The sequence below is a fragment of the Nocardia jiangsuensis genome (assembly GCF_042650385.1).
Classification (GTDB): Bacteria; Actinomycetota; Actinomycetes; order Mycobacteriales; family Mycobacteriaceae; genus Nocardia; species Nocardia jiangsuensis.
Map to the genome: position 1 here is coordinate 106,258 of NZ_JBHSAX010000017.1, position 22,914 is coordinate 129,171.

Sequence of the window (22,914 nt, forward strand, 5' to 3'; positions counted from 1 at the left end):
GGATCAGCCCGAGGCACGCTCGTTCTCGCGGTGCCACCGCTGGGCGCGGACCGCGCGGCGCTCGATCTCGGTGACCATCGCGTCCGCGCTCAGCGGGCCGGCCTCGATCGGGTCGCCGGTGCGGACCAGGTAGCGGCCGTCGTCGTAATCCATCCACCAGAAGCCGTCGCCGGGGGCTGGGCGGGCGTCGATGGCGGGGCCGGGGAAGACCGCGACCTCGCCGAGTGCGCGGCGTGGGCGGGCGAAGACGCGGTCGAGCTGGGCGATGGCGCCGTTCGTCGCGCGCAGCGGGCGGTCGCGATCGGCGCGAATGTCCGCTCGTGGCAGGCGGATCGCCGGTCGGGAGCCGGGCGGCCGGGCGGGCAGCGCGCCGACGGCGGCCGCCGGCACCTGCCCGGCCCGGCCGTAGCGAAGCACGATGTCCGCGCCGGTGTCCGGGGCGGGGCCGGGCTCCTGGGTGAGCGCGGTGCCCGCATTGGCCCGGATCGCGCCGTGGAAGCGCACGGGGCGGGCCGGGTCGGCGTGGTCCAGACCGGTGACCTCGATCCGGACGTCCGGCTCCAGCAGGACATCGAGCGCGCGTTCCAGCTCTACCGCGTACATGCCGGTGAGCGTGGTGACCGCGGCCTCCCTGAGCTGCCGCAGATCTCGGAAGTCCATCGGCTCCGGCCGGTAGCGCAGGGGGTACGGGAGGCGGTCGCGGCCGTAGGCGCTCCACAGCAGCTCGAATTCGAGGCCGCTGAAACGCCACTCAGGCATTATCGCCGCCGATCACCGGCGGCACCGTCCTCGGCAGTGCGTCCAGGCCGGTGAGCTCCTCGCCGTTTCGCTGGTTCACCAGGTAGTCCTTGGTGCCGGCGGAGTTCTCGTCGTCCCGGCGGCCTGCTCCCGCGCCTCCGCCCATCATGCCGGGGGTGCCGGTGGTGGAACGGGTGCTGGTGGTGGTCGCGGTGGTGGTCGCGGGTGTGACAGTGGTCGTCGGGGGAGTGCCCGCGATGCTGCGGCCCGGTGCGGGGGTGGTGGCCGGAGTGCCGGAAGGGGTTCCGGGAGAGGGGGTTCCCGGCCTCGATGGCGTGCCGGGACTCGACGGTGTCCCGGGAGTGGTCGACGGCGGGCCGGGCACGGTGCTGGTCGGGCTCGGTGTTGTGCTTGCCGGTGTGGTGCTCGGCGTCGTCGACGTGGGGGTTGTGGACTGGGTGGTGGACTCGGTACCCGCGGCTTCGGTCTGCGGCTCGCTGTCGGAGTGATCCTCGGTCGGTGTCCCGGCGTCGGTGGTCGGGGTGTCGGTGGCCGGAACGTCGGCGACCGGCTCCTCCTCGATGGTGGGGGTGTCGGTTCCGGCCGGACCGGTGCTGTTGGTGCTGGTCGGGGTTCCCTGAGTGCTCGCGGGCGGCCCGTCCGATCCCGGCCCGTTCACGATCACGGGGGCGTCGGGCAACACGGGCACACCGTGATCGGTCTGCTGCGCCACCTGCCCGTACACGGTCCGCAGCACCCGCCGAGCCTCCTGCGTCGCTTCCTCCTCCGCGTAGTCGCCCGCCTTCATCACCCCCTCCTGCGGGAGCGTCTTGCCCGCGACATCCGGGCGTTCCGTCACGTACGGCATCAGCGCCTGCGTCTGGTGCAGCCCGGTGTGCAGTTCGGCGAGTTTGAGCCCGACCATCGCCGCCGCCGTCGCCAGATCCTCGGATCGCCGGGTGTAGTTCTGCACCGCCGTGACCGCCGACTGCGCCGCCGCCCCCTGCCACCCGCCCTGCACGGTGCGCGCGAACTCCTCGTTGAAAACGCTCACCGCGCCGGTGAGGTTCATGCCGATCCCCGTCCACGCCTCCGCCGCCTGTTGCGCCACCGAGGGGCGCATGTCGTTCACCGCGTCGACCATCTGGGTCAGCGTCATGCTGTCGTAGTTGTCCGGGGCGGGGATGTTCGGGGGGTCGTATTCGCCGGTGAAGCCGGTGTTCGCGCGGGCGGTGAAATCGTAGATGGTGTCGCGTTCGCGGTTCCACTGTTCTTGCGCGTCGATGATGCGGGCGCGGTAGTCGTCGTAGGTCACGGTGTGGTCCCCGAGATGTGGTCGCCGGAGATGGAGTCCTGCTCGGCGAAGTTCTGGATCGCTCTCGCCACGGCCTGTTTGGCGAGTTTCACGGCGTCGATGTGTTGGAGGAGAACGGCCTCCAGGGAACGGTCACCGCCCATCGCCTTCTGGGTGAACTTCTGTTGCAGTACTTCGGAGGACGGGAAGCCTCCGAAGCCCTCCAGAAACGCGACGCTACGGACGTTCTGATAAAGCTGGCCCAGTCGGGTCAAGTAGTTGTCACAAATCCTGTCGAGGTCGCTACCGACTGCGGGGTCCAGCGAGACCTGACCCGCTTCAGCGGCAGTGAGAACGCTCTGCCACTCCAGACTCGAGGCTGCGGGGTCCATTCGATCCTCAGCTCCTCGGGAGGTTCACGGCGAGGTCATCGGCATGACGAATCACCTCGGAGCACGGATCACCCAGTTTGCCGACCACGGGGCTGGCGATCAGGCGAAACGCGACCGTGCCCCAGGGCACTTCGACTGCGACGCTGCACGTGAGGCTCCGGGAATCGCTGACGTCGAGAAACGTCACTCCCGGACGCCCATCGACCGAGCGATCCTTGAACGAGGTGAAGTCCTTGCGCTGCCGTACCTCGTCGAGCGTCGGACTTCCGGAGAAGATCGTCAGTTCGTACCAGTCAGGTGGTTCGGGACTCCAGTTGCACACCTGCCACCCGTCGAAGTCGACACCGACGACATCCGGAATTTTGCTCCGCGGATCCAAACCGGTTGCGGAAATGGCCGAATCGGGCAGCCTACACGGATCCCACAGCCCCGCATCCGGATCAACTTTCGTGCTCGGCGACACCGTCGTAATTGCCGACGTCTCCGGCGTGACCTCTTCCGCCGTGGGCCCACACGCCGCACTCAGGCACGCGACAGCGAGTACACCAGCAACAAATCCTGCCCTGCGCATCTCCGCACCCTCCCTGCCGATGCGGGGCCGGTACCGTCTCCCCGCCCCGGACGGGTCAGACGGTACCGCTCGGCACGAACACCGGCAATCAGTGCTCGGCGAGGCTGGGTGCCAGCGAACTCAAGTCGGAGGGTGGTGTGTCGCCGAAGACGAGGTGCGGGCCGATTCCACCCTCATGGTAGGTACGGGCCGAGAGCGTCGGCGTGCTGTCGCACCTCAGTGCAGGGATCACCCTGCTTGCCGATCGAGTACCGCGTCGTCAGGTAGAACATCACCGTTCCCTGCGGGATCTCGACTGCGATCGAGCAGTTCAGGCCTTTATCGTCTCCAGCGTCGAGGAACTGCACCCCAGCGCGTGTGCCGATCGAGTAGTCCGTGATACCGACGAAGTCGTCCCTTGCTCGCACCGCTTGCAGAGTTGGGGTTCCGGAGAGCACGCCGAGGCTGTACCACTCGGCGTTGCTCTGCCAGGTGCACACCTGCCACCCGTCGAAGTCGACGCCGGCAACATCCGGCACTTCGGTCTTCGGATCGAGTCCGGTGGCAGAGATGGCCGAATCGGGCAGATGGCACGGATCCCACAGTTCCGCGTCCGGATTGACACTCGTGCTGGGCGCCGGCGTCACAACCTCTGATGTCTTCGTCGCAGTTTCCCCTTCGGGCTCCCCGCACCCCGTACTCACGCACGCGATGGCAAGCATTCCCGCTACGACCCCCGCCCTGTGCACTTTCAGCACCCCCTGCCGATGCGGGGCCGGTACCGTCTCCCCGCCCCGGACGAGTCAGACGGTACCGCTCGGCACGAACACCGGCAATCAGTGCTCGGCGGGGCTCGCCGCCAGTGCGGAGAGCGATCCGATCCGCGCGACGGCGTCGTCGATGATCCGGTCGATGAGATCGGCACAGGTCGGCAGATCTTCGATGATCCCGGTGACCTGCCCTGCCGCCAGTACCCCCGCCTCGGTATTCCCCTCGACCAACCCAGCCCGTAGCAGCATCGGCGTATTGGCCGCCATCACCACCTGCGACCAGGTCAGATCCTTCGCCTTGCGCATGGCGAGCCCATCCCGCACCAGGGTCGACCACTTCATCCCGGTCATCCCCTTGAACTTCGCCGCGTTCGCGACGGCGGCGCTCAACCCGCGCACCCGACCCGACTTCTCCAGCCGGGAGACGAGTTCGGTGTTCAGCACCCGGTGCGGCATGCCGTCCACCTTGAGCGACACAACGGTGTCCTGCAGATGCCTGCTCAGGTACTCCTGCTTGACCGAATCCGGCACCGAACTCTCCTGCGTGAGCAGGAACCGGGTGCCCATCGCGACCCCGGCCGCGCCGTAAGCCAAAGCAGCGGCCAGCCCGCGGCCGTCGAAGAAGCCGCCGGCGGCGACGACGGGAATGTCGACCGCGTCCAGCACCGAGGGCAGCAGCAGGGTGGTGGCGACCGGGCCGGTGTGCCCGCCGCCCTCGCCGCCCTGCACGATCACCGCATCGGCACCCCAGGACGCCACCTTCACCGCGTGCTTGGCCGCCCCGATGGACGGAATCACCACCACGCCCGCGTCCTTGAGCTTGGCGATCAGCTCCTTCTTGGGCGCCAGAGCGAACGAGGCTACGCGGACCTGCTCGCGGATGAGCAGGTCGATCCGCTCGGGAGCATCCGAGGCGTCGGCCCGGATGTTCACCCCGAACGGCTTCGAAGTGCGCGCCTTGGTCTTGGCGACGGCCTCCTCCAGCTCCGCGTAGGTCATGGTCGCGGAGGCGAGAATGCCCAGTCCACCGGCATTGGACGTGGCGGAGACCAGGCCGGGCCCGGCCACCCAGCCCATGCCGGTCTGCACCACCGGGTGCTCGATCCCGACCAGTTCGGTGAGCGGGGTGCGCAGCCGCGCGGTCACTGCGGCACCTCGCGGTCACGCACCGACTTGGGGTCCAGCACCTCGCGGATGAGCCGCAGCTCCTCGGCGGTGGGCAGCCGGGACTCCGGAGCATCGGCCAGCCCGGCGATCTCGAAAGACGTGTTCTCCGCGACCTCGTCGGCGGTCACCCCGGGGTGCAGGCTGCGCGCGCGCAGCGTGTGGTCCGGGCCCTCGAAGTCGAAGACACCCAGATTGCTCACCACCCGGTGCAGGTGGTGGAAACGAAACGCCGGGTTGGCGGGATCGACCTTGTCGTACCCGACGCCGGAGACGATATCGACCTTGTCCACGAACACCCGCTTACCGTGCTTGGGCACGAAGTAGCTGGTCGCGTGGTTGATGGTGTTGCCTGGCGCCCCACGCACGCCGAACATCTGCCGGGTCGGCTGCTGCAAGGCGCCGAAGGCGGAGAGGTTCTGGTTGCCGTAGCGGTCGATCTGGTTGGCGCCCATGACGACGTGCCTGCGGCCGGAGGCGACCACGTCGAAGACCTTGCGGAACGGGATCCAGCCCTCGATCGGCGCCGAGCGGCCGAGCGCGGGGGTCTCGGCGAAGAACCGGGCCTCACCGTCGGAGAGCAGCAGGTCCGGCTCGGTGGTGAGCTTGGCCAGCCGGGCGCCCAGAGTGGTCAGCGGCGACATCGGGCTCGCCATGATCTCGCCCGCCCCGGCGAAGATCTCGGCGCACGCCACCGCGCAGACCTCGGCGCGGGTAATGGTCTCGGTCACTTCTGCTCCTCCGCGAAACGCCGCACGGCGGCCTGGTACTCGTCCTCGGGCACCGCGAGATAGGTGTCCACGAACTGCTGCCACGCCTCCGGCGTCTTGGCCGACTCCACGTAGTGCCGCTGGAACTTCTCGTCCCGGCCGTAGTCGTCCGCGGCCAGCGTGAAGTGCGCGCCGCCCGGCGCCTCGACCACGCCGTCGACCAGCATCCGATTCAGCAGCAGCGCTTGCGGCGGAACGGATTTGACCAGCTCCTCGGTCTCCACGACGCGCTCCACCGAGAGGTAGCGGCGCTCGGCGGCCAGGCAGTACAGGTCGTCGAAGTAGGGGTCGATGCCGGTGTAGGCGGCATTGCCGTGCGCGTCGCCGATGTTCAGGTGCACCAGCGCGGCGTCCAGGTTCAGCGCGGGCATGGCGATCAGCGTCTCGTCGCCGTAGGGGGAGTCGACGGTCTTCAGCTCGCCTTCCCAGAAGTTCGGCACGTCCGAGCCGAGCCCGGCGCGGATCGGCAGGAAGGGCAGCCGGGCCGCGGCCGCCTCGAGGCCGCACTTGACCATGCCCTCGTCCATCTCGCGCACCACGATCTCGCCGTTGGTGCGCGCCTTGGCGAACCACGGGTCGTAGAAGGGCGCCGAGTCCAGCGAGACGAAGCCGTAGTACGCCTTGCGCACCTTGCCCGCCGAGCAGAGCAGCCCCAGGTCGGGGCCGCCGTAGGTGACCACGGTGAGATCGGTGACGTCCGAGCGCAGGATCGCGCGGACCAGCGCGAGCGGCTTGCGCCGCGAGCCCCAGCCGCCGATCCCGATCGTCATCCCGCTGCGCAGCTCGCCGACCACGTCGTCGAGCGACATCCGCTTGTCGCGCATCGTCTTTTCCTCAGTTCCCGGACCGGCGCGCCGCCAGATCCTCGTCGAAACGGTCCCGGATCTCGTCCGAGACCCCGGCCAGGTTGAGCTCGAAGGTGAAGCCCTGCTCGAAGCGGTAGCTCCGGTGCACGTCCTGCACGTCGATGCCGTTCAGCGCGCGCTTGGCGGCTCGGATGACCCGGCCGTCCTTGGCCGCGACGTTCTCCGCGACCTTCAGCGCGGCGGCGTCCAATTCCTCCCGCGGCACCACCTGGAACACGGAGCCGAAATGCAGCAGCTGCTGCGCCGTCACCGTGCCCGCGGTGTAGAAGAGCGCGCGCATGAGGTGCTGCGGCACCAACCGGGAGAGGTGCGTGGCCGCGCCGAGCGCGCCGCGGTCCACCTCGGGCAGCCCGAAGGTGGCGTCGTCGCTGGCGACGATGATGTCGGCATTGCCGACCAGCCCGATCCCGCCGCCCAGGCAGAACCCCTGCACCACCGCGATCACCGGCACCGGGCAGTCGTACACCGCGGCGAAGGCCTCGAAGCAGCCGTGGTTGGCGTCGATCAGCGCCTGGTGCCCCGGCTTGCTCTGCATCTCCTTGATGTCGACGCCCGCGTTGAAACCCCGGTTCTCCGCGCGCAGCACCACCACCCTGGTCTCCTGATCGCGCCCCGCCGCGCGGATCTCGTCGGCCAGGGTGAACCACCCGGCCGACGGAATGGCATTGACCGGCGGGTAGTCGACCGTGACGACGGCGACGCCCGGGGCGGCGGAGTGACGGTTGATTCCCATCGCGTGTCCCATCGAAGCGTTGGCAAAGCAAGCAGTTGCTTGGTAGGTTAGCACGGTGGCCATCGATATCGACCTGACCGATCACGTCGTGCTGGTGACCGGTGGCGTTCGCGGTGTCGGCGCCGGAATCAGCCGGGTCTTCCTGGCCGCGGGCGCGACCGTCGTGGCCTGCGCGCGGCGCCCGCCGGACGCGCCGATCACGGTGGGCGAGCGCACGGTCGAGTACCTGCCCGCCGACGTTCGCGATCCGGAATCCGTTCGCGTGCTGATCGACTCGATCGTCGAGCGGCACGGCAGGCTGGACCACCTGGTGAACAATGCCGGTGGCGCGCCCTTCGCCCTCGCCGCCGACGCGAGCCCGAGCTTCCACAGCAAGATCGTGGCGCTCAACCTGCTCGCCCCGCTGCAACTCGCGCAGGCCGCGCAGGCGGTTATGCGGGACCAGCCGAGCGGCGGAACGATCACCAGTATCACCAGCGTGAGCGGGGTGCGGCCGTCGCCGGGCACCGCCGCCTACGGCGCCGCCAAGGCCGGGGTGGACAGCATGACCACCTCGCTCGCCGTGGAGTGGGCGCCGAAGGTGCGGGTGAACACGATCGTCGCGGGCCCGGTCGAGACTGAGCTGAGCGAACTGCACTACGGCGATGCCGACGGCGTCGCCGCGGTGGGCCGGACCATTCCCATGGGCAGGCTGGCCAGCCCGGAGGACATCGGCCGCTGCGCCGTCTTCCTTGCCTCGCCGCTGGCCGGCTTCATCACCGGAACCGCGCTGCTGGTGCACGGGGGCGGCGAGCTGCCGGCCTTCCTCGGCGCCGCGACCACCGAACACCACGAGCAGCTGAGCTGACCAGGAGAAGGACGAGCATGAGCGAGCAGATCTGCGCCGGGCGCACCGTCATCGTCACCGGCGCCGGCCGCGGTATCGGCCGGGCGCACGCGCTGGCCTTCGCCGCGGCGGGCGCCAGGGTCGTGGTGAACGACCTCGGCTCGGCGCTGGACGGCGCCGCCACCGGCGAGACCCCGGCCGAGCAGGTGGTCGCCGAGATCCGCGCCGCGGGCGGCGAGGCCGTCGCCAACGGCGACGACGTGGCCGACTGGGACGGCTCGCGCAACCTGGTTCGCCAGGCCATCGACACCTTCGGCGGGCTCGACGTGCTGGTCAACAACGCGGGCTTCGTCCGGGACCGGATGCTGGTCAACCTGGCCGAGGACGAGTGGGACGCGGTGGTCCGGGTGCACCTCAAGGGGCACTTCGCGCCGCTGCGGCACGCCGCCGAGTACTGGCGCGGGGAGTCCAAGGCCGGGCGCACGCCGTCCGCGCGGGTGATCAACACCAGCTCCGGGGCCGGGCTGCAGGGGTCGGTCGGGCAGGGCAACTACGGCGCAGCCAAGGCCGGCATCGCCGCGCTGACCCTCACCGCCGCAGCGGAATTCGGCCGCTACGGCGTCACCGTGAACGCCATCGCGCCCTCCGCGCGCACCCGGATGACCGAGACCGTCTTCGCCGAGATGATGTCCACCCAGGGCTCCGACTTCGACGCCATGGCGCCGGAGAACATCTCGCCGCTGGTGGTCTGGCTGGGCAGCGCGGAATCCGGCGACGTCACCGGGAAGATCTTCGAGGTCGAGGGCGGCAAGGTCGCACTGGCCGACGGCTGGCGGCACGGCACCCCCATCGACAAGGGGCAGCGCTGGCACCCGGCCGAGCTCGGCCCGGTGGTTGCCAAGCTGATTGCCGAATCGGTGCCGCAGGAGCCGGTCTACGGCGCCTGAGCCGATTTCGGCGAGCACCTTCCCAGTCGGTGCGCTCCGGCTATGATGGGCTCGCGTTCGCCCGAAACCCCTGACTGAAACAGCAGCAGGCCCGTGGGTCGAGCTCGCTTCAGGAGGGGAGGGCTGGCGCATGCCCGGTGGTCGTTCGGTTCGCCGCATAGCTGTTGCTGCGGCTGTTGCCGCGATTGCGCTGTCGGTTCAGGTCGTGGCGATTGCCGAGCCGTCCGAGACGGGTTCGGCGCCGCCGTCCGCGACCACCACGCCGAGCATGACGCCGTCGGAGGCGCCGACCACCACTTCTTCCGTGCCAGACCCTACCGAAGAGGTGCTGCCGACGACTACGACGGAGGTTTCGCCGTCGTCGACGGGCGTGCCGGTGACCCGGACGGCGGAGGCCGTTCCGGAGGAGGCGCCGAGCGCGGAGAGCACCGCTGAGCTCGAGCGGAAGGTCGAGGCCGGAGCGGCGGTGAGCGCCACTGTCGCGCCACCGGTCGCCGCGCCCCCGGTGCTACTCGGTGCCGGCTCGGCCGGGCTCGGCCCGATGTTCATCGGGTCGGCCGGAATCAGCGCGGGCGCAACCGGTTCCGGAGGTGTCGGGCTCTCGGTATCCGCCGGTCTCGAGCTGGGCGTGGGCGGGTCGATCGGGGGGCAGGCCGGTTCCGGTGCGCCCGTACCCGAGAAAGCGGACCCCGTCGCGTTCGACCCGGCCGCGGTCATCTCCACCGCGACGGCACTGGCCCTCACCTCCGCCGTCCCCCTGCTCCTCCTCATTCCGCTCCCCGCCCTCCCGTCCCTGTCGCAGCCCGGGGTGGAACCGGCTCCCTCCGGGCCGCGCACGCCCGATCCGGACAATCCGGTCATACTCGATGCCCCGGAGCGCGAGAGCGGCCCTGAGGGTCCCGAGCGCCCTGAGGGCACGGACAGCCCTGATGGTGTCGGCAGCCCCCGGGTGCCGGGCAGCCCCGAGGCGCCGGGCACGGGTGGGGGCGCCGACAGCGCGGACACGCCCGGCACCCTCGCGGTCCCCGATTCCGCCGCACCGGATTCATCGCCGGACCCGGCCGCGCCCGGTGCGCCGCCGAACTCCGTCGCGCCCGCGAGGCCGCCGAACTCTGTCGCGCCCGCGAGGCCGCCGAACTCTGTCGCGCCCGCCGGGCCGCCGAACTCCGTCGCGCCCGCCGGGCCGCCGAACTCCGTCGCGCCCGTCGCGCCACCTGGACCCGCCGCCCCACCGGGAACCCCGATCCCGATCGGCGCACCGGAAAATGCCCCGCCGCAACCGAACCCACCGGATCCCGAGATCCGCGCCACCGCCGACGGCGACCCGATCCCCGCCGCCCCGCTCCTCCCGGTACTCGGCGGCCTCGCCGCCATGGCCATGGCGGCAGCCGCCTCCGGCGTCGTGAGCTTCCGCAGCGCTGCCGCCGCGCAGGCCAGGCTCGACGCCGCGCGGGCCGAATTCTTCGGACGGGGACGCGACCGATGACCAGAACCCTCTCCCGCTCGTATCGCCGCGTCGCCGCCGCGGTCGACGCCGTCTGCGCGGTCGCCGCCGACTCCGACGCCACCACCCTGGACGAGGTGGTGCTCGCCATCGGCCGGGAGCGCGGCCGGGACATCGAGATCACCAGCGCCAGGCTCGGCCCCGGCGTCTGCGGCCAGCGCCGCCGCTACCCGGAGCGCGACGTGATCGTGCTCGCCGAGACGCTGCCCGGCCGCGACCACACCCTCGCCCACGAACTCGGCCACATCGTCTTCGCGCACGAGGGCGCGCCCGCCGAGGAGGTCACCCTGGCCGCGAGCGACGACCTGATCGCCTACATGCTCAGCCAGCGCGCGCACGAGATCGTCGAAGACGGCGCCGACGAGCACGCCGAGTGGGAGGCCGAGACCTTCGCCGCCATGCTCATGACGCGGCTGCGCGTCTTCACCAACCGGGGCGCGGGCGTCTCGGTCCTGCGATTCGACGAGGCACTCGGATGACGCCGTGGATCACCGCCCTGCTGGTCTGGATCGCCGCGGGTGCGCGGGTGGGGCGGGTACTGGTCAAGCCGGCCACCACCGCGCGGGTGGCGATCGTGGTCGCGGTCGCCGCGGTGGCCACCGCGGCGACCACCGCGGTGCCGGAGATCGGCCTCGCGCTCGATCACGCGCTGCCCGGCGGGGTGCCGTCCGGGCTGCTCTCCAGCGCGATCCACACCGCCGCCTGGATCGGCTTCGCCACCGCCACCTCGGTGGTGGCCTCGGCGGCCTGGCCGGTGGTCTCGCGCGGCAACCTGCGCCGGATCGCGGCCGGCATCTACGGCATCGGCAGCGCGACCGCGGTGGTGGCGATCGCCTGGTCGACCACCTTCGGCTGGGCCGTCGTCGCGCTCGGCTGCCTACTGGTGGTGGTCACCGGCCTGCGCAACCTGGACTGGACCGCGCTCGGCCGCGGCATCGCGCTCTACACCGCGGGCACCGCCCTGGTCGGGGTGCTCGCCGCGGGCGAGATCCGCGCGGCCGCGGCGGGGGAGCCGGCGCGGGCGGCGGGCGCGGCGCTCCCGTTCGGCCTGCTGTGGGAGCTCGCGGCGCTGCTGATCGGGCTCGGCGCGGTCTGGATCGTGGTCGAGCTGTGGGTGCGCGCCCGGCTGCTCATGCGCCGCACGCACGCGCTGCACAGCTTGCTGGTGCACCGCTTTCCGCAGGTCATCGCGCACGAGCAGTCGGCGTGGTCGACCCAGCTGCGCGCCTCGGACCAGATCACCCAGATCATGGACGCGCTCTACCTGCAGGCGGGCGGCGGAGCGCGGTTCGCCGCGGGCGGGCCGCCTGCCTCGGTGCCCGAACGGGCGGCCGCGGTCGCCCGCTGGGCGCGCGATCCGCGCGGCACCGACGGGGTGGACGCGCGCTGGCTCGCGCCGCCCGCCGGAATCAGCCCGCGCGGTTGGGTGCGGGCGATTGCCCGCGCCTTCGAACCGGGCCGCGGCGCGCACCTCCGACATTGATCGGATGAATCCGGGTGCCCGTAATTCCGGGGGCACTCGAGGGGTCCGCTGGAGATTCGCCGATCGGACCGATGGGTCGGAATCGCTGCCGGATGGAATGTCGGCGGAACCACCACTATCGATCTGACGGGAATCCGTTTCGCTTCGCCCGTGCATTTTTGCGAATGCACGTGCAGATGAACGTTAAGCGCACACACTGGACACCCGGATGTCCGGGAAGTGTCCCGGCGCGGAGCTGCCACGTTGTGATAGATCACAAAGCGGAGCGGTGCGGCCCCCTGGACCGCACCGCTCCGCGTTGTCGTGTAACCCTATTCCGTCCCGTCCGGAGGAATTTCCGGCAATCCCTCGCTGGCTCGCAACTTCTCCGCCATGGAGGTGAGAAGGTTCTGCGATTCTTCGGAGAGGTCGAACGCCCGGCTCGACAGCCTGCGCAGCCCGTAGCCCTGCAGCTGCGACAGCAGCTCCAGGTCGTGGTCGATCTTGGCCGCGTAGATGTCGTTGAAGAAGTAGTCCGGCTTGACCTTGAAGAACTTGGCCAGTGCCGCCACCGTCTCGTCCGACGGGTTCGTCCGCTGCCCCGAGCGCAACTGCGACAGGTACGGTTTCGAGATCGGATGCCCGGAGGCTGTCAGCGCTGCCGCAACCTCCGCGTTGGTGTGCGGCTTGCGCCCCGGGGGATGCACGGTTTCGAACAGCTTGTTCAGCCGCGCCGCGAAATCAGCCATTGTGAGCCGCCCAATTCCCTTCGCTGTACTAAGAGAGGTTATCTCGGATACCTATCATTGATATTAGCGGCTCAGTAACTGAAAACCTACGCCTGATTGCGTATTTCCTGACGCCTCACGCCACTCCGTGGACTGAAGTGGCTTCGAATCGACGTTTGCGGGTAGACGCGGGGGTCTCTGGGCGAGCGGCACATGGCAACGGTTCCCGCCTGTCGGGCGAACGGTCGACGCCGGACCGAAGTTCGCTCGAAAGTAGCTGATGTCTCATCTATTCCGGTCGGTTTGCTGACATGTGGTGTACAACACGTTCTCGCCACTAGGAGATGAACGTTCAACGAAACCGACCGGAATCGACACTTCTGGGCTAGAGCCGCTCGATGATGGTGCCCGTGGCGAGCGCGCCGCCCGCGCACATCAGCACCATCGCGGTGCTCCCGCCGGTCCGCTCCAGCTCGTGCAAAGCCGTTGTGAGCAAACGGGATCCGGTCGAGCCGACCGGGTGCCCGATGGCGATCGCACCGCCGTTCACATTGACCCGGTCGAAGTCGGGTTCGTGCACTCGCGCCCAGGAGAGCGCCACCGAGGCGAACGCCTCGTTGATCTCGAACAGGTCGAGATCGCCGATCTTCATCCCGGACTTCGCCAGCAACCGGGTGCAGGCCTGCACCGGGCCGTCCAGGTGGAACTCGGGCTCGGCGCCCACCACCACCTGGGTGACGATCCGGGCCCGCGGCCGCAGCCCGGCCCGCTCGGCGGCGGCCTGATCCATGAGCAGCACGGCGGCGGCGCCGTCCGAGATCTGCGACGAGCTGCCCGCGGTGTGGATGCCGCCATCCAGGACCGGCTTCAGCGTGGCCAGCCCCTCGACGGTGGTCTCGCGCAGCCCTTGGTCCCGGCTGACCGAGAGCGTCTGACCGGTGCGGTTGCCCTCCCTGTCCACCTCGGGCGCGCTCACCGTGAGCACCTCACGGTCGAACCGCCCCTCGGCCCAGGCCTGCGCGGCCAGCCGCTGCGAGCGCGCGCCGAACTCGTCCACGTCGGCGCGGGTGATGCCGCGCCGCTTGGCGATCCGCTCCGCCGCCTCGAACTGGTTCGGCAGGTCGATGGTCCAGGAGTCCGGCCGGCGCGGGCCCGCGTTCTCGCCCAGATTCGCGCCGAGCGGAACCCGGCTCATGGCCTCCACCCCGCAGGCGAGGCCGATCTCGATGGCGTCGGTCGCGATCAGCCCGGCCACCAGGTGCGCGGCCTGCTGGGCCGAGCCGCACTGGGTATCGATGGTGGTGGCCGCGGCCTGCCAGGGCAGCCCCTCGTTCAGCCACGCCACCCTGGTGACGTTGTTGGATTGTTCGCCTGCCTGAGTGACGCAGCCGCCGATGACCTGCTCCACCTGGCTCGGATCGACCCCGGCCTTCTCCAGAATGCCGCGCTGAGCAGTGCCGAGGAGCTCCGCGGCGTGCAAGCCGGAGAGCTGGCCGCGGCGCTTGCCGATCGGGGTACGGGCCGCTTCGACGATGACGGGAGTGCCCATCTCCACCCTTTCCTTCGGGATAAAAATGAAACGTGTTCACGCACTATGTGCTGTAATGAGTGTAGAACGTGTTTCAGTTTGTCGTTCGAGGACAGTGTCGAAGGAGACATCTGGTGGTAGACACACGGAACCGGCCGAACCTGCCGGAGGGCTTCGATGTGACCGACCCGGCCATCTATGCCGAGCGGGTTCCGGCCGCGGAATTCGCCGAGCTGCGGCGGGCTGCGCCGGTCTGGTGGAACGAGCAGTCGCGCGAGGTCGGTGGGTTCCGCGACGGAGGGTTCTGGGTCGCCAGTAAGCATGCCGACGTCAAGGAGATCTCGCGCCGCAGCGACGTCTTCTCGACGCACGAGAACACCGCGATCCCGCGGTTCAACGACGACATCACCCGCGAGCAGATCGAGCTGCAGCGGTTCGTCCTGATCAACAAGGACGCGCCGGAGCACACCAAGCTGCGCAAGATCATCAGCCGCGGCTTCACCCCGCGCGTGATCAACGGGCTGCGCGAGGAGCTCTCCAACCGGGCCGAGCAGATCGTCAAGACGGCCGCGGAGAGGGGCACCGGCGACTTCGTCGAGCAGATCGCCTCGGAGCTGCCGCTGCAGGCCATCGCCGAGCTGATCGGCGTGCCGCAGGAAGACCGGATGAAGCTCTTCACCTGGTCCAACGAGATGACCGGGTACGACGACCCGGACATCGACGTCGATCCGGCCGCCTCGTCGGCGGAGATCCTGATGTACGCGTACCAGATGGCGGCGGATCGCAAGGCCAACCCGGCGCACGACATCGTCACGCAGCTCATCGAGGCCGACCTGGACGGCCACAAGCTGAGCGAGGAGGAGTTCGGCTTCTTCGTCATCATGCTGGCGGTGGCGGGCAACGAGACCACGCGCAACGCCATCACGCACGGCATGATGGCGTTCCTCGAGCACCCCGACCAGTGGGAGCTGTTCAAGAAGAACCGGCCGGCGACGGCGGCGGACGAGATCATCCGCTGGGCCACGCCGGTGACCTCGTTCCAGCGCACCGCGCTGGAGGATGTCGAGCTCGGCGGGGTGGAGATCAAGAAGGGGCAGCGGGTGGTCATGCTGTACCGCTCGGCCAACTTCGACGAAGAGGTCTTCGAGAACGCCGACACCTTCGACATCACCCGCGACCCGAACCCGCACCTGTCGTTCGGCGGGACCGGGGCGCACTTCTGCATCGGGGCGAACCTGGCCCGGCTCGAGGTCGATCTGATCTTCAACGCGATCGCGGATCACCTGCCGGATATCAGCCGGATCGGCGGGGAGAAGCGGCTGCGGTCCGGGTGGTTGAACGGGATCAAGCACCTCCCGGTGAACTACACGCCGTAGGCAATGGAAGAAGCCCCCGCGAATCTCGCGGGGGCTTTTCCGTACCGGTCTGTCAGGCGGGGCGAGCCGTCTTCACGGCCCGGTCCACTTCCCAGAAGGCGCGCAGGGCGGCGATGCGTCCCTGGTCGTCCACGCGGTAGGTGAAGACGCCCTCGGCGTCGACGATGTGCCCGCCGAGGGTGGAACGGATGAGGCCGGTGAAGGCGATCTCGTTGCCGCAGGCGAAGGAGTCGCCGAAGTGGAACTCGATGGCGTCGGTGGGGGCGATCGCCTTGTCCCAGAACGCCGCGATGGCCTCGGGGCCGTGGTGACCCCTGCCCTCCGGGTCGAAGCCGGAGGGGCCGACCGGGTCCTCCACCACCCCGTCCGGGGCGAAGAGCGCGAGCCAGGCGTCCTTGTCGCGAGCCCGCACGGCCGCCTGCGAGGCCAGCCCGGCCTCGCGCGCCGTGCCGCTCACGACGCGGCCACGATCGGGTCGGTGATGTACTCGGCGGCGAACTTGCGCATCGACTCCTGCTTGGCCTCGATGGGCCCGTCGAAGCCGATCCCATCGGCCAGCCAGGGCATGGTGATGGCGTCGGTGACGCCTGCGTCGGCCAGATCCTGGTACCCGGCCCGGCCGAACTTGTCGACGCAGACCGCCTGGATCTCGAACGGATCGTCGGCGCGGTCGTACTCGGCGCGCAACTCGCGCAGCGTGCCGATGGTCGCGACCAGCTCGTCGTAGGTCATCATGGCCGAGGCCCAGCCGTCGCCGACCTTGGCGGCCCGGCGCAGCGCCACCTTGGTGTGCCCGCCGACGTAGAACGGCACCGGCTCGCTCGGCGCGGGGCTGATCTGCAGCGGGTCGAAGTCGAAGAACTCGCCGTGGTACTCGACCATCCCGCCGGCCAGCACCAGCTTGATGACCTCGATCATCTCGTCCACCCGGGCGCCGCGGCGCGCGTAGGGCACCCCGCACCACTCGAACTCCTCCGGCGCCCAGCCGATGCCGACGCCGAAGCCGAACCGGTTGCCGGAGAGGTTCGCCACCGAGCCGACCTGCCTGGCCAGCAGCAGCGGATTGCGCGAGCCGAGCTTGAGCACGTTGGTGTAGAAGCGCAGCGTCGAGGTGACCGCGGCCATCGCGGCGGTGGCGATGAGCGGGTCCACCCACGGGGTGTCCGGGCCCCAGAACCGGCTGCCGTCCGCGGTGTACGGGTACTTGGCCGCCGCCGACTCCATGTAGAAGAGGGAGTCGGGCAGCGCGATGGAGGTGAAGCCGACCTCCTCGGCGGTCTTCGCCAGCGCGGGCAGCTGCTCGAGCGGGCTCAGCGCGATCCCGACGGTGAACTTCAGCGGGGTGCTCATTCCGGACGCTCCGATCCGACGACCCACATGCAGAAGTACTGCGAGCCGCCACCGTAGGCGTGGCCGAGCGCCTTGCGCGCGCCCGGCACCTGGTAGTCGCCTGCCCGGTCCATGACCTGCTTGGCCGCCTCGGCGAAACGGATCATGCCGGAGGCGCCGATCGGGTTGGAGGAGAGCACGCCGCCGGAGGGGTTCACCGGCAGCTGGCCGCCGATCTCGGTCTCGCCCTTCTCGGTGAGCTTCCAGCCCTCGCCCTGCGCGGCGAAGCCCAGGTTCTCCAGCCACATGGGCTCGAACCAGGAGAAGGGAACGTAGATCTCGGCCGCGTCGATCTCGGCCAGCGGATCCTTGATTCCCGCGGCCTCCCAGAGCGCGGCCGCGGCGTCCCGCCCGGCCTGCGGGTTCACCTGGTCGCGGCCCGCGTAGGTGGTCGGCTCGGTGCGCATGGCGGTGCCGTGCACCCAGGCGACCTTGCGGCCGGTGGCCTCGATCGCCTCGGCGGCCTCGGCGTCCCCGATGACCAGCGCGCAGGCGCCGTCCGATGAGGGGCAGGTCTCGTCGAAGCGGATCGGGTCCCAGAGCATCTGCGAGGCCAGCACCGACTCCACGGTGATGTCCGGCTGGCGCAGGTGCGCGAGCGGGTTCTTGGCGCCGTTGCGCCGGTCCTTGGCCGCGACCATGGCGCCGATGTGCAGCGGCGCGCTCGAGCGGCGGATGTAGGAGCGCACGTGCGGGGCGAAGTAGCCGCCCGCGCCCGCGCCGACCGGCATGGTGAAGGGCACCGGAATCGACAGCGCCCACATGGCATTCGACTCGGACTGCTTCTCCCAGGAGACCGCGAGCACCTTCCTGTGCACGCCCGCCTGCACCAGGTTCGCCGCGACGACGCTGGTCGAGCCGCCCACCGAGCCCGCGGTGTGCACCCGGATCATCGGCTTGCCGACCGCGCCGAGTGCGTCGGCCATGTACAGCTCCGGCATCATGACGCCCTCGAAGAAGTCGGGCGCCTTGCCGACGACGACGGCGTCGATCTCGGCGATGGTGAGGCCGGAATCGGCGAGTGCGCGATCGATCGCCTCCCGGCACATGCCCGCCATGGACACGTCGGTGCGTTTCGTCACGTGATTGGTTTGACCGGTGCCGAGCACCGCGGCCGGGAAGCTCATCGGTTCTCCGATTCGATGACGGTGACCAGGTTCTGCTGCAGGGCGGGGCCGCTGGTCGCGTGGGCCAGCGCCCGGTTCGCGGAACCCGAGATGATCGCCTCCGCGGCGTAGCCGATGCGCTCCAGCCCGGCGGCGAACATGGGGTTGCCCGCCAGCGCGCCGCCGGAGGGGTTGATCCTGGTCTCCGGCTTCAGCCCGATGGCATCGGCCAGGATCAGCTGCTGGTGGCTGAACTGCGCGTGCAGCTCGGCGATGTCGAAGCCCGCGGTGTCGCCGCCGGTGACGGCCTGCGCGGCCGCCGCGGTGGACGGCGAGCGGGTGAGGTCGCGGACGCCGAAGGCCTGCGAGTCGATGCGGTGCGCCATGCCGGTGATCCAGGCGGGGCGGTCGCAGAGTTCGCGGGCCCGGTCGCCGACCGCGAGCACGATGGCGGCGGCGCCGTCGGTCACCGGCGCGACGTCGTGCGCGCGGAACGGGTTGGCGGTGTAGGGATTCGCGAGCAGCGCGTCCACATCGCCGTCGGCCCCGGCGGCGACGGCGGCCATGTCGCGCTCGGACCAGCGGCCGGCGTCCAGTCCGGCGCGCGCCTGCAGCCCGGCCACCGAGACGGCGTCCGGCCAGAGCGGCCCGACCAGGTACGGATCCAGCTGCATGGTGAGGGTCCGGCGCAGGGTGCCCGCCGAGGACTTGCCGAAGCCGTAGACCAGTGCGGTCTGCGCTTGGCCGGAGCGGAGCTTCACCCACGCCTCGTAGAGCGCCCAGGCGGCGTCCATCTCCACGTGCGACTCGTTGATCGGCGGCACCGCGCCGATCGAGTCGACCGCGGAGATGAAGGAGAAGGCGCGCCCGGCCAGCCAGTCGGAGGAGCCGGAGCACCAGAAGTCGATGTCGGACTTGTCGATTCCGAGCCGGTCGTAGAGCTTCTGGAAGATCGGCACCAGCATCTCCACGCCGTTCGTGGTGCCGAAGGTCTCGGGCACGTGCGGGGCGTGGGCGAAGCCGACGACTGCGATGTCGGTGGCGTGGTCGGTCACGGTTGGCCTCACAGGTGGTGTTTGTAGGTCTCGTAGTCGGCGTCCGGTTCGCCGCTCGGCCGGAAGTGGTCCACGTTCTCCAGCCCGTGGCCCCACTCCTCGCGCGGTTTCCAGACCGCCTCCACCCGCATGCCCATCCGCACCTCGCTCGCATCGCAGCCGAGCACCAGGTGCAACACCGGGATGTCGGCGCCGTCCAGCAGCACGTAGGCCGCGACATACGGCGGCTTGATCCGCTGGCCCAGGAAGGGGACGTTCACGATGCAGAAGGTGGTGACGGTGCCCTTGTCGCTGAGCTCCACCATGTCGTCGGTGGGGATGCCGTCGGTCGGGCTGGCGCCGCGCGGCGGGAAGTAGACCTTGCCGCCCGCGTCGGTGCGGCCGCCGATGAGCTTGCCTTCGGCCAGCCCGCGCAGGTAGACCGTCTCCTGAGGAGAGGCGGTGTGGTTGTAGTGCAGCTCCACCGGCGTGGTCAGGATGGTCACCGGCTCGGCGACGGCGGAATCCGCCGCGGGCTCGGCGGTTTCGCCGGGGACGAAGTGCGCGATGTCGTTGATCGAGCCGGTGCGCTCGGCCGCCCACCGCACCCGGACCCGGAGGCCGGTGCCGATGTCGTCCGCGCTCGGCACGTCGACGGCGTGCAGCAGGGACGTGTCGGCGCCGTCCAGCTGGATCAGCGCCCAGGCGAAGGGCCGGTCGAACGGCTGACCGGGCAGCGGGTCGCTCACCCAGCTCCACGACGTCACGGTGCCGACCTCGGCCACGTCGACGAACTCGGTCAGCGGCTCGCTGGTCACCGGGTCGAACTCGGCCGGCGGCACGAGCACCCGGCCGTCCGAGCCGCGGATGCCGGTGATCTTGCCCGCGCGCAGCCCGCCGAGGAAGGCGCCGATGATCGGGCCGACCGATCTGGTGTAGTCGAAGTGCACCCGCAGGGGCGCGCTGAGTACGTCGGGCGCATGGTCCGGATCATTGCCGGGTGCGGCCGCGACGACGGCGGAAGCAGTATTCCCCTGAGTCACGATATCGAGTAGAACAGGTTCTTATTCTGCTGGCAAGCAGTTGGCCGCGAAAGGGGTCGATCGTGAAGTTCGGATTGCAGCTCGGGTATTGGATGGCCGCCCCGCCCGCCAATGCGGGCGAGATGGTGACGGCGGCCGAGGAGGCCGGTTTCGACGCGGTGTTCGCCGCCGAGTCGTGGGGCTCGGACGCCTTCGGCCCGCTCGCCTGGTGGGGCTCGCGGACCAGCCGGGTGCGGCTCGGCACCTCGGTGGTCCAGCTCTCCGCGCGCACCCCCACCTCCACCGCCATGCACGCGCTCACCCTCGACCACCTGAGCGGCGGCCGGGCCGTGCTCGGGCTCGGCGTCTCCGGCCCGCAGGTGGTGGAGGGGTGGTACGGCCAGCCGTTCGCCAAGCCGTTGCAGCGGACCAGGGAGTACGTCGACATCGTGCGCCAGGTGCTGGCCCGCGAGGCCCCGGTGACCAGCGCGGGGCCGCACTACCCGCTGCCCTACACCGGGCCGGGCGCCTCCGGGCTCGGCAAGCCGCTGAAGCCGATCACGCACCCGCTGCGCGCGGATCTGCCCATCTGGCTGGGCGCGGAGGGGCCGAAGAACGTCGCGCTGACCGCCGAGATCGCGGACGGCTGGCTGGCCATCTACTACGCGCCCCGGCTCGCCGGGATGTACAACGAGTGGCTGGACGAGGGCTTCGCGCGCGCGGGCGCCCGGCGTTCGCGGGCGGACTTCGAGATCGCCGCGAGCTGCCAGGTGGTCGTCACCGACGACGCCGCGGCCGAGATCGAGCGGATGCGCTGGGTGATGTCGCTCTACATCGGCGGCATGGGCGCGCCCGAGCTCAACTTCCACGCCCACGTCTACCGGCGCATGGGCTACGACCGCGAGGTGGACGAGATCACCGAGCTCTTCCGGGCCGGGAAGAAGGCGGAGGCCGCCGCGGCGGTGCCGGACGAGATGATCCTCGACACCGCCATCATCGGCGACGAGGACCACGTGCGCGCGCAGCTCCCGGTCTGGGAGAAGGCGGGCGTCACCATGCTCCTGATCGGGGTGCCGGACCTGGAGTCCATGCGCCGGATCGCCCCCCTCGTGCAGGGCTAGAACTCGTTCTAGAAATCAGGCGGGCTCCCGCAGTTCCGGCGGGAGCCCGAAGAGCGGGAAGAGCCGGTCGGTGTCGAGGAAGAAATTCAGCCCGGCCACTGCGCCGCCGTCCAGCTCGAGCACGGTGATCGACCACGGCGTCCAACGCCCCGGCTCGCCGCTCGGCTTGTAGTGCCCGAAGGCGGGCAGCCCGTTGGCGCCGGCCAGCCGCACCATGCGGGAATCGCGGCAGGCGGCGCCGTGCCCGAGCATGAAGGCGGCGACATCCTCCGGCCCGGAGACCCACAGCTCCAGCGGCGGCATGGAGAGCGCCACGTCGGTCTTGAGCAGTGTGGTCAGCGTGTCCATGTCGTAGGCCTCGAAGGCGGCGACGAAATCGTCGACCAGCTTGCGCTGCTGCTCGTTCGCCTCGTCGTACTCGTCGGTCTCGGCCGGCGTCACCTTGGACATGGTGGCGCGCGCCCGCTGCAGCGCGCTGTTGACCGAGGCGGGGGACATGGTGAGCGCCTGCGCCGTCTCGTTCGCGGAGAAGCGGAGCACCTCGCGCATGATCAGGATGGCGCGCTGGGTGGCGGGCAGGTGCTGGCAGGCCGCGACGAAGGCGAGCCGCAGCGTGTCCTTGGTGCTGGCGTGCTCGGCCGGATCGGCGCCGAAGGCGAGCGCGTTCGGGATCGGCTCGATCCAGACGTAGTCCGGCTGCGGGGCGGGCAGCGTGGAATCCGGGCGGGAGGGCCCGTTCATGTCCATCGGCCTGGCCCGGCGCTGCGGGCCGTCCAGCATGTCCAGGCAGACATTGGTCGCGATCCGGTACAGCCAGGACCGCAGGCTGGCCCGCCCCTCGAAGGAGCCGTAGGACTTCCAGGCGCGGGTGAAGGTCTCCTGCACCGCGTCCTCGGCCTCGAACGAGGAGCCGAGCATGCGGTACGCGTAGGCGCAGAGTTCGCGCCGGTGCCCTTCGAAGGCGGTGAGCACCTCCGGGGTGACACCGGCGCCGGTAGCAGCGGTGGGGGTCTCCATGGGCTCACCCTGCCACAGCGCCCCGACAGAAATGAGCCCCGAAATTCCCGACGATGAATCCGGGCTCGCGGTGCCGTCTCTTCTGGTGACCCCCGAACGCACCACGTCAGGAGGCCACCATGGCCAGCAAGATGATTTTCGTGAACCTGCCAGTCGCCGATCTGCCGCGTGCCAAGCGCTTCTATGAGGCGATCGGCTGGAAGGTGAACGAGGACTTCACCGACGCCAACGCGTCCTGCATCGTGATCGACGACAACATCTGCCTGATGCTGCTGACCAGGGAGTACTTCCAGACCTTCGGCAAGCGCCCGACCGCGGACACGGTGGCGGCCCGTGCCGCCTCCTACGCGCTCGCGCTCGGCAGCGCGCAGGAGGTGGACGCGCTGGTCGAGGCCGCGCTCGCGGCCGGCGCCACCGAGGAGGTCGACGAGACCAAGAAGGCGGAGGAGGCGGCCGTCGGCATGTACGGCCGCAACTTCATCGACCCCGACGGCCACACCTGGGAGCCGTTCTGGATGGACTACCCCGGGGCGGAGTAGCCCGCTGGGCGGTAGTGCCCGGTGCCGCGGTGGCCGCC

At 70.2% G+C, this 22,914-nt stretch carries 25 protein-coding genes; 8 read left to right on the plus strand and 17 right to left on the minus strand.

Going from position 1 to position 22,914, the window contains the following annotated elements:
- Nucleotides 1-3: 3 nt before the first annotated feature.
- From ACFO0B_RS19925 to ACFO0B_RS19965, 9 genes are all read right to left on the minus strand, one after another.
- A complete protein-coding gene (locus ACFO0B_RS19925) occupies nucleotides 4-759 on the minus strand; it encodes an ESX secretion-associated protein EspG (RefSeq protein ID WP_378614031.1) in 756 nt (251 codons plus the stop codon).
- Nucleotides 752-2,053: a PPE domain-containing protein gene (locus tag ACFO0B_RS19930; RefSeq protein WP_378614032.1), complete on the minus strand. Its 1,302-nt coding sequence runs from the start codon at nucleotides 2,051-2,053 to the stop codon at nucleotides 752-754. Before ACFO0B_RS19930 ends, ACFO0B_RS19925 begins: the two co-directional genes overlap by 8 nt.
- Entirely contained in the window at nucleotides 2,050-2,424 is a 375-nt protein-coding gene (locus ACFO0B_RS19935; RefSeq protein ID WP_378614033.1) for a hypothetical protein, read from the minus strand. The genes ACFO0B_RS19930 and ACFO0B_RS19935 overlap by 4 nt, the downstream gene beginning before the upstream one ends.
- A 7-nt stretch (nucleotides 2,425-2,431) precedes the next feature.
- A complete protein-coding gene (locus ACFO0B_RS19940; protein WP_378614034.1) occupies nucleotides 2,432-2,995 on the minus strand; it encodes a DUF3558 domain-containing protein in 564 nt (187 codons plus the stop codon).
- Between the two features lie 173 nt (nucleotides 2,996-3,168).
- Entirely contained in the window at nucleotides 3,169-3,696 is a 528-nt protein-coding gene (locus ACFO0B_RS19945) for a DUF3558 domain-containing protein (RefSeq protein ID WP_378614035.1), read from the minus strand.
- Nucleotides 3,697-3,810: 114 nt separating this feature from the next.
- A complete protein-coding gene (locus ACFO0B_RS19950) occupies nucleotides 3,811-4,890 on the minus strand; it encodes an NAD(P)H-dependent flavin oxidoreductase (RefSeq protein ID WP_378614036.1) in 1,080 nt (359 codons plus the stop codon).
- The gene (locus ACFO0B_RS19955) at nucleotides 4,887-5,639 is read right to left on the minus strand and encodes a CoA-transferase subunit beta (protein WP_378614037.1); all 753 of its coding nucleotides are present in this window, start codon (nucleotides 5,637-5,639) and stop codon (nucleotides 4,887-4,889) included. The genes ACFO0B_RS19950 and ACFO0B_RS19955 overlap by 4 nt, the downstream gene beginning before the upstream one ends.
- The gene (ipdA, locus tag ACFO0B_RS19960) at nucleotides 5,636-6,502 is read right to left on the minus strand and encodes a cholesterol ring-cleaving hydrolase subunit IpdA (RefSeq protein ID WP_378614038.1); all 867 of its coding nucleotides are present in this window, start codon (nucleotides 6,500-6,502) and stop codon (nucleotides 5,636-5,638) included. Before ipdA ends, ACFO0B_RS19955 begins: the two co-directional genes overlap by 4 nt.
- Nucleotides 6,503-6,512: 10 nt before the next feature.
- Nucleotides 6,513-7,277 (minus strand): enoyl-CoA hydratase family protein, encoded by a 765-nt coding sequence (locus ACFO0B_RS19965; protein WP_378614039.1) that lies wholly within the window; start codon nucleotides 7,275-7,277, stop codon nucleotides 6,513-6,515.
- A gap of 55 nt (nucleotides 7,278-7,332) precedes the next feature.
- Here ACFO0B_RS19965 and ACFO0B_RS19970 point away from each other — a divergent pair, with 55 nt between their 5' ends.
- The 5 genes from ACFO0B_RS19970 to ACFO0B_RS19990 all read left to right on the plus strand — a co-directional run bounded on the left by ACFO0B_RS19970 (nucleotide 7,333) and on the right by ACFO0B_RS19990 (nucleotide 12,037).
- Complete coding sequence (locus ACFO0B_RS19970; protein ID WP_378614040.1) at nucleotides 7,333-8,124, plus strand: SDR family oxidoreductase; 792 nt, start codon at nucleotides 7,333-7,335, stop codon at nucleotides 8,122-8,124.
- Between the two features lie 17 nt (nucleotides 8,125-8,141).
- Entirely contained in the window at nucleotides 8,142-9,050 is a 909-nt protein-coding gene (locus tag ACFO0B_RS19975) for an SDR family oxidoreductase (protein ID WP_378614041.1), read from the plus strand.
- Between the two features lie 130 nt (nucleotides 9,051-9,180).
- A complete protein-coding gene (locus tag ACFO0B_RS19980) occupies nucleotides 9,181-10,536 on the plus strand; it encodes a hypothetical protein (RefSeq protein ID WP_378614042.1) in 1,356 nt (451 codons plus the stop codon).
- On the plus strand, nucleotides 10,533-11,033 hold the full coding sequence (locus tag ACFO0B_RS19985; RefSeq protein ID WP_378614043.1) for an ImmA/IrrE family metallo-endopeptidase: 501 nt from the start codon (nucleotides 10,533-10,535) through the stop codon (nucleotides 11,031-11,033). The genes ACFO0B_RS19980 and ACFO0B_RS19985 overlap by 4 nt, the downstream gene beginning before the upstream one ends.
- Nucleotides 11,030-12,037: a hypothetical protein gene (locus ACFO0B_RS19990; RefSeq protein ID WP_378614044.1), complete on the plus strand. Its 1,008-nt coding sequence runs from the start codon at nucleotides 11,030-11,032 to the stop codon at nucleotides 12,035-12,037. Before ACFO0B_RS19985 ends, ACFO0B_RS19990 begins: the two co-directional genes overlap by 4 nt.
- Before the next feature lie 311 nt (nucleotides 12,038-12,348).
- Here the strand turns inward: ACFO0B_RS19990 and ACFO0B_RS19995 are convergent, their stop codons facing one another.
- Together ACFO0B_RS19995 and ACFO0B_RS20000 are read right to left on the minus strand one after the other, a co-directional pair.
- On the minus strand, nucleotides 12,349-12,765 hold the full coding sequence (locus ACFO0B_RS19995) for a helix-turn-helix domain-containing protein (protein ID WP_011207048.1): 417 nt from the start codon (nucleotides 12,763-12,765) through the stop codon (nucleotides 12,349-12,351).
- Between the two features lie 364 nt (nucleotides 12,766-13,129).
- Nucleotides 13,130-14,293 (minus strand): steroid 3-ketoacyl-CoA thiolase, encoded by a 1,164-nt coding sequence (locus ACFO0B_RS20000; RefSeq protein ID WP_378614045.1) that lies wholly within the window; start codon nucleotides 14,291-14,293, stop codon nucleotides 13,130-13,132.
- A gap of 113 nt (nucleotides 14,294-14,406) precedes the next feature.
- Between ACFO0B_RS20000 and ACFO0B_RS20005 the strand changes: the two genes are divergently transcribed.
- Entirely contained in the window at nucleotides 14,407-15,648 is a 1,242-nt protein-coding gene (locus ACFO0B_RS20005) for a cytochrome P450 (RefSeq protein ID WP_378614046.1), read from the plus strand.
- A gap of 52 nt (nucleotides 15,649-15,700) precedes the next feature.
- Here the strand turns inward: ACFO0B_RS20005 and ACFO0B_RS20010 are convergent, their stop codons facing one another.
- From ACFO0B_RS20010 to ACFO0B_RS20030, 5 genes are read right to left on the minus strand one after another with little or no spacing between them, the layout of a single operon-like run.
- The gene (locus tag ACFO0B_RS20010; protein WP_378614047.1) at nucleotides 15,701-16,105 is read right to left on the minus strand and encodes a nuclear transport factor 2 family protein; all 405 of its coding nucleotides are present in this window, start codon (nucleotides 16,103-16,105) and stop codon (nucleotides 15,701-15,703) included.
- Complete coding sequence (locus tag ACFO0B_RS20015) at nucleotides 16,102-16,986, minus strand: TIGR03619 family F420-dependent LLM class oxidoreductase (protein WP_378614562.1); 885 nt, start codon at nucleotides 16,984-16,986, stop codon at nucleotides 16,102-16,104. Before ACFO0B_RS20015 ends, ACFO0B_RS20010 begins: the two co-directional genes overlap by 4 nt.
- Before the next feature lie 8 nt (nucleotides 16,987-16,994).
- Nucleotides 16,995-18,164, minus strand: a complete 1,170-nt coding sequence (locus tag ACFO0B_RS20020; RefSeq protein ID WP_378614048.1) for a thiolase domain-containing protein — start codon at nucleotides 18,162-18,164, stop codon at nucleotides 16,995-16,997.
- Complete coding sequence (locus tag ACFO0B_RS20025) at nucleotides 18,161-19,210, minus strand: thiolase domain-containing protein (protein WP_378614049.1); 1,050 nt, start codon at nucleotides 19,208-19,210, stop codon at nucleotides 18,161-18,163. Before ACFO0B_RS20025 ends, ACFO0B_RS20020 begins: the two co-directional genes overlap by 4 nt.
- On the minus strand, nucleotides 19,207-20,220 hold the full coding sequence (locus ACFO0B_RS20030; RefSeq protein WP_378614050.1) for a Zn-ribbon domain-containing OB-fold protein: 1,014 nt from the start codon (nucleotides 20,218-20,220) through the stop codon (nucleotides 19,207-19,209). The genes ACFO0B_RS20025 and ACFO0B_RS20030 overlap by 4 nt, the downstream gene beginning before the upstream one ends.
- A 62-nt stretch (nucleotides 20,221-20,282) precedes the next feature.
- Here ACFO0B_RS20030 and ACFO0B_RS20035 point away from each other — a divergent pair, with 62 nt between their 5' ends.
- Nucleotides 20,283-21,320 carry an LLM class F420-dependent oxidoreductase gene (locus ACFO0B_RS20035; protein ID WP_378614051.1) on the plus strand — a complete coding sequence of 346 codons (1,038 nt, stop codon included), beginning with the start codon at nucleotides 20,283-20,285 and terminating at the stop codon, nucleotides 21,318-21,320.
- Between the two features lie 15 nt (nucleotides 21,321-21,335).
- Here ACFO0B_RS20035 and ACFO0B_RS20040 read toward each other — a convergent pair whose 3' ends face one another.
- A complete protein-coding gene (locus ACFO0B_RS20040) occupies nucleotides 21,336-22,337 on the minus strand; it encodes a sigma-70 family RNA polymerase sigma factor (protein ID WP_378614052.1) in 1,002 nt (333 codons plus the stop codon).
- A gap of 119 nt (nucleotides 22,338-22,456) precedes the next feature.
- On the opposite strand from ACFO0B_RS20040, the gene ACFO0B_RS20045 reads away from it, so the two are divergent.
- Nucleotides 22,457-22,876, plus strand: coding sequence for a VOC family protein (locus tag ACFO0B_RS20045; RefSeq protein ID WP_378614053.1), 420 nt, complete (start codon nucleotides 22,457-22,459; stop codon nucleotides 22,874-22,876).
- The last annotated feature ends 38 nt before the right edge of the window (nucleotides 22,877-22,914 follow it).

What these genes read in the sequence shown, in the direction of transcription:
- ACFO0B_RS19925 (WP_378614031.1), bottom strand. Translation starts at nt 759, where the DNA reads ATGCCTGAGTGGCGTTTCAGCGGCCTCGAATTCGAGCTGCTGTGGAGC.
- ACFO0B_RS19935 (WP_378614033.1), bottom strand. Translation starts at nt 2,424, where the DNA reads ATGGACCCCGCAGCCTCGAGTCTGGAGTGGCAGAGCGTTCTCACTGCC.
- ACFO0B_RS19940 (WP_378614034.1), bottom strand. Translation starts at nt 2,995, where the DNA reads ATGCGCAGGGCAGGATTTGTTGCTGGTGTACTCGCTGTCGCGTGCCTG.
- ACFO0B_RS19945 (WP_378614035.1), bottom strand. Translation starts at nt 3,696, where the DNA reads ATGCTTGCCATCGCGTGCGTGAGTACGGGGTGCGGGGAGCCCGAAGGG.
- ipdA (WP_378614038.1), bottom strand. Translation starts at nt 6,502, where the DNA reads ATGCGCGACAAGCGGATGTCGCTCGACGACGTGGTCGGCGAGCTGCGC.
- ACFO0B_RS19965 (WP_378614039.1), bottom strand. Translation starts at nt 7,277, where the DNA reads ATGGGAATCAACCGTCACTCCGCCGCCCCGGGCGTCGCCGTCGTCACG.
- ACFO0B_RS19975 (WP_378614041.1), top strand. Translation starts at nt 8,142, where the DNA reads ATGAGCGAGCAGATCTGCGCCGGGCGCACCGTCATCGTCACCGGCGCC.
- ACFO0B_RS19980 (WP_378614042.1), top strand. Translation starts at nt 9,181, where the DNA reads ATGCCCGGTGGTCGTTCGGTTCGCCGCATAGCTGTTGCTGCGGCTGTT.
- ACFO0B_RS19985 (WP_378614043.1), top strand. Translation starts at nt 10,533, where the DNA reads ATGACCAGAACCCTCTCCCGCTCGTATCGCCGCGTCGCCGCCGCGGTC.
- ACFO0B_RS19990 (WP_378614044.1), top strand. Translation starts at nt 11,030, where the DNA reads ATGACGCCGTGGATCACCGCCCTGCTGGTCTGGATCGCCGCGGGTGCG.
- ACFO0B_RS19995 (WP_011207048.1), bottom strand. Translation starts at nt 12,765, where the DNA reads ATGGCTGATTTCGCGGCGCGGCTGAACAAGCTGTTCGAAACCGTGCAT.
- ACFO0B_RS20000 (WP_378614045.1), bottom strand. Translation starts at nt 14,293, where the DNA reads ATGGGCACTCCCGTCATCGTCGAAGCGGCCCGTACCCCGATCGGCAAG.
- ACFO0B_RS20020 (WP_378614048.1), bottom strand. Translation starts at nt 18,164, where the DNA reads ATGAGCTTCCCGGCCGCGGTGCTCGGCACCGGTCAAACCAATCACGTG.
- ACFO0B_RS20040 (WP_378614052.1), bottom strand. Translation starts at nt 22,337, where the DNA reads ATGGAGACCCCCACCGCTGCTACCGGCGCCGGTGTCACCCCGGAGGTG.
- ACFO0B_RS20045 (WP_378614053.1), top strand. Translation starts at nt 22,457, where the DNA reads ATGGCCAGCAAGATGATTTTCGTGAACCTGCCAGTCGCCGATCTGCCG.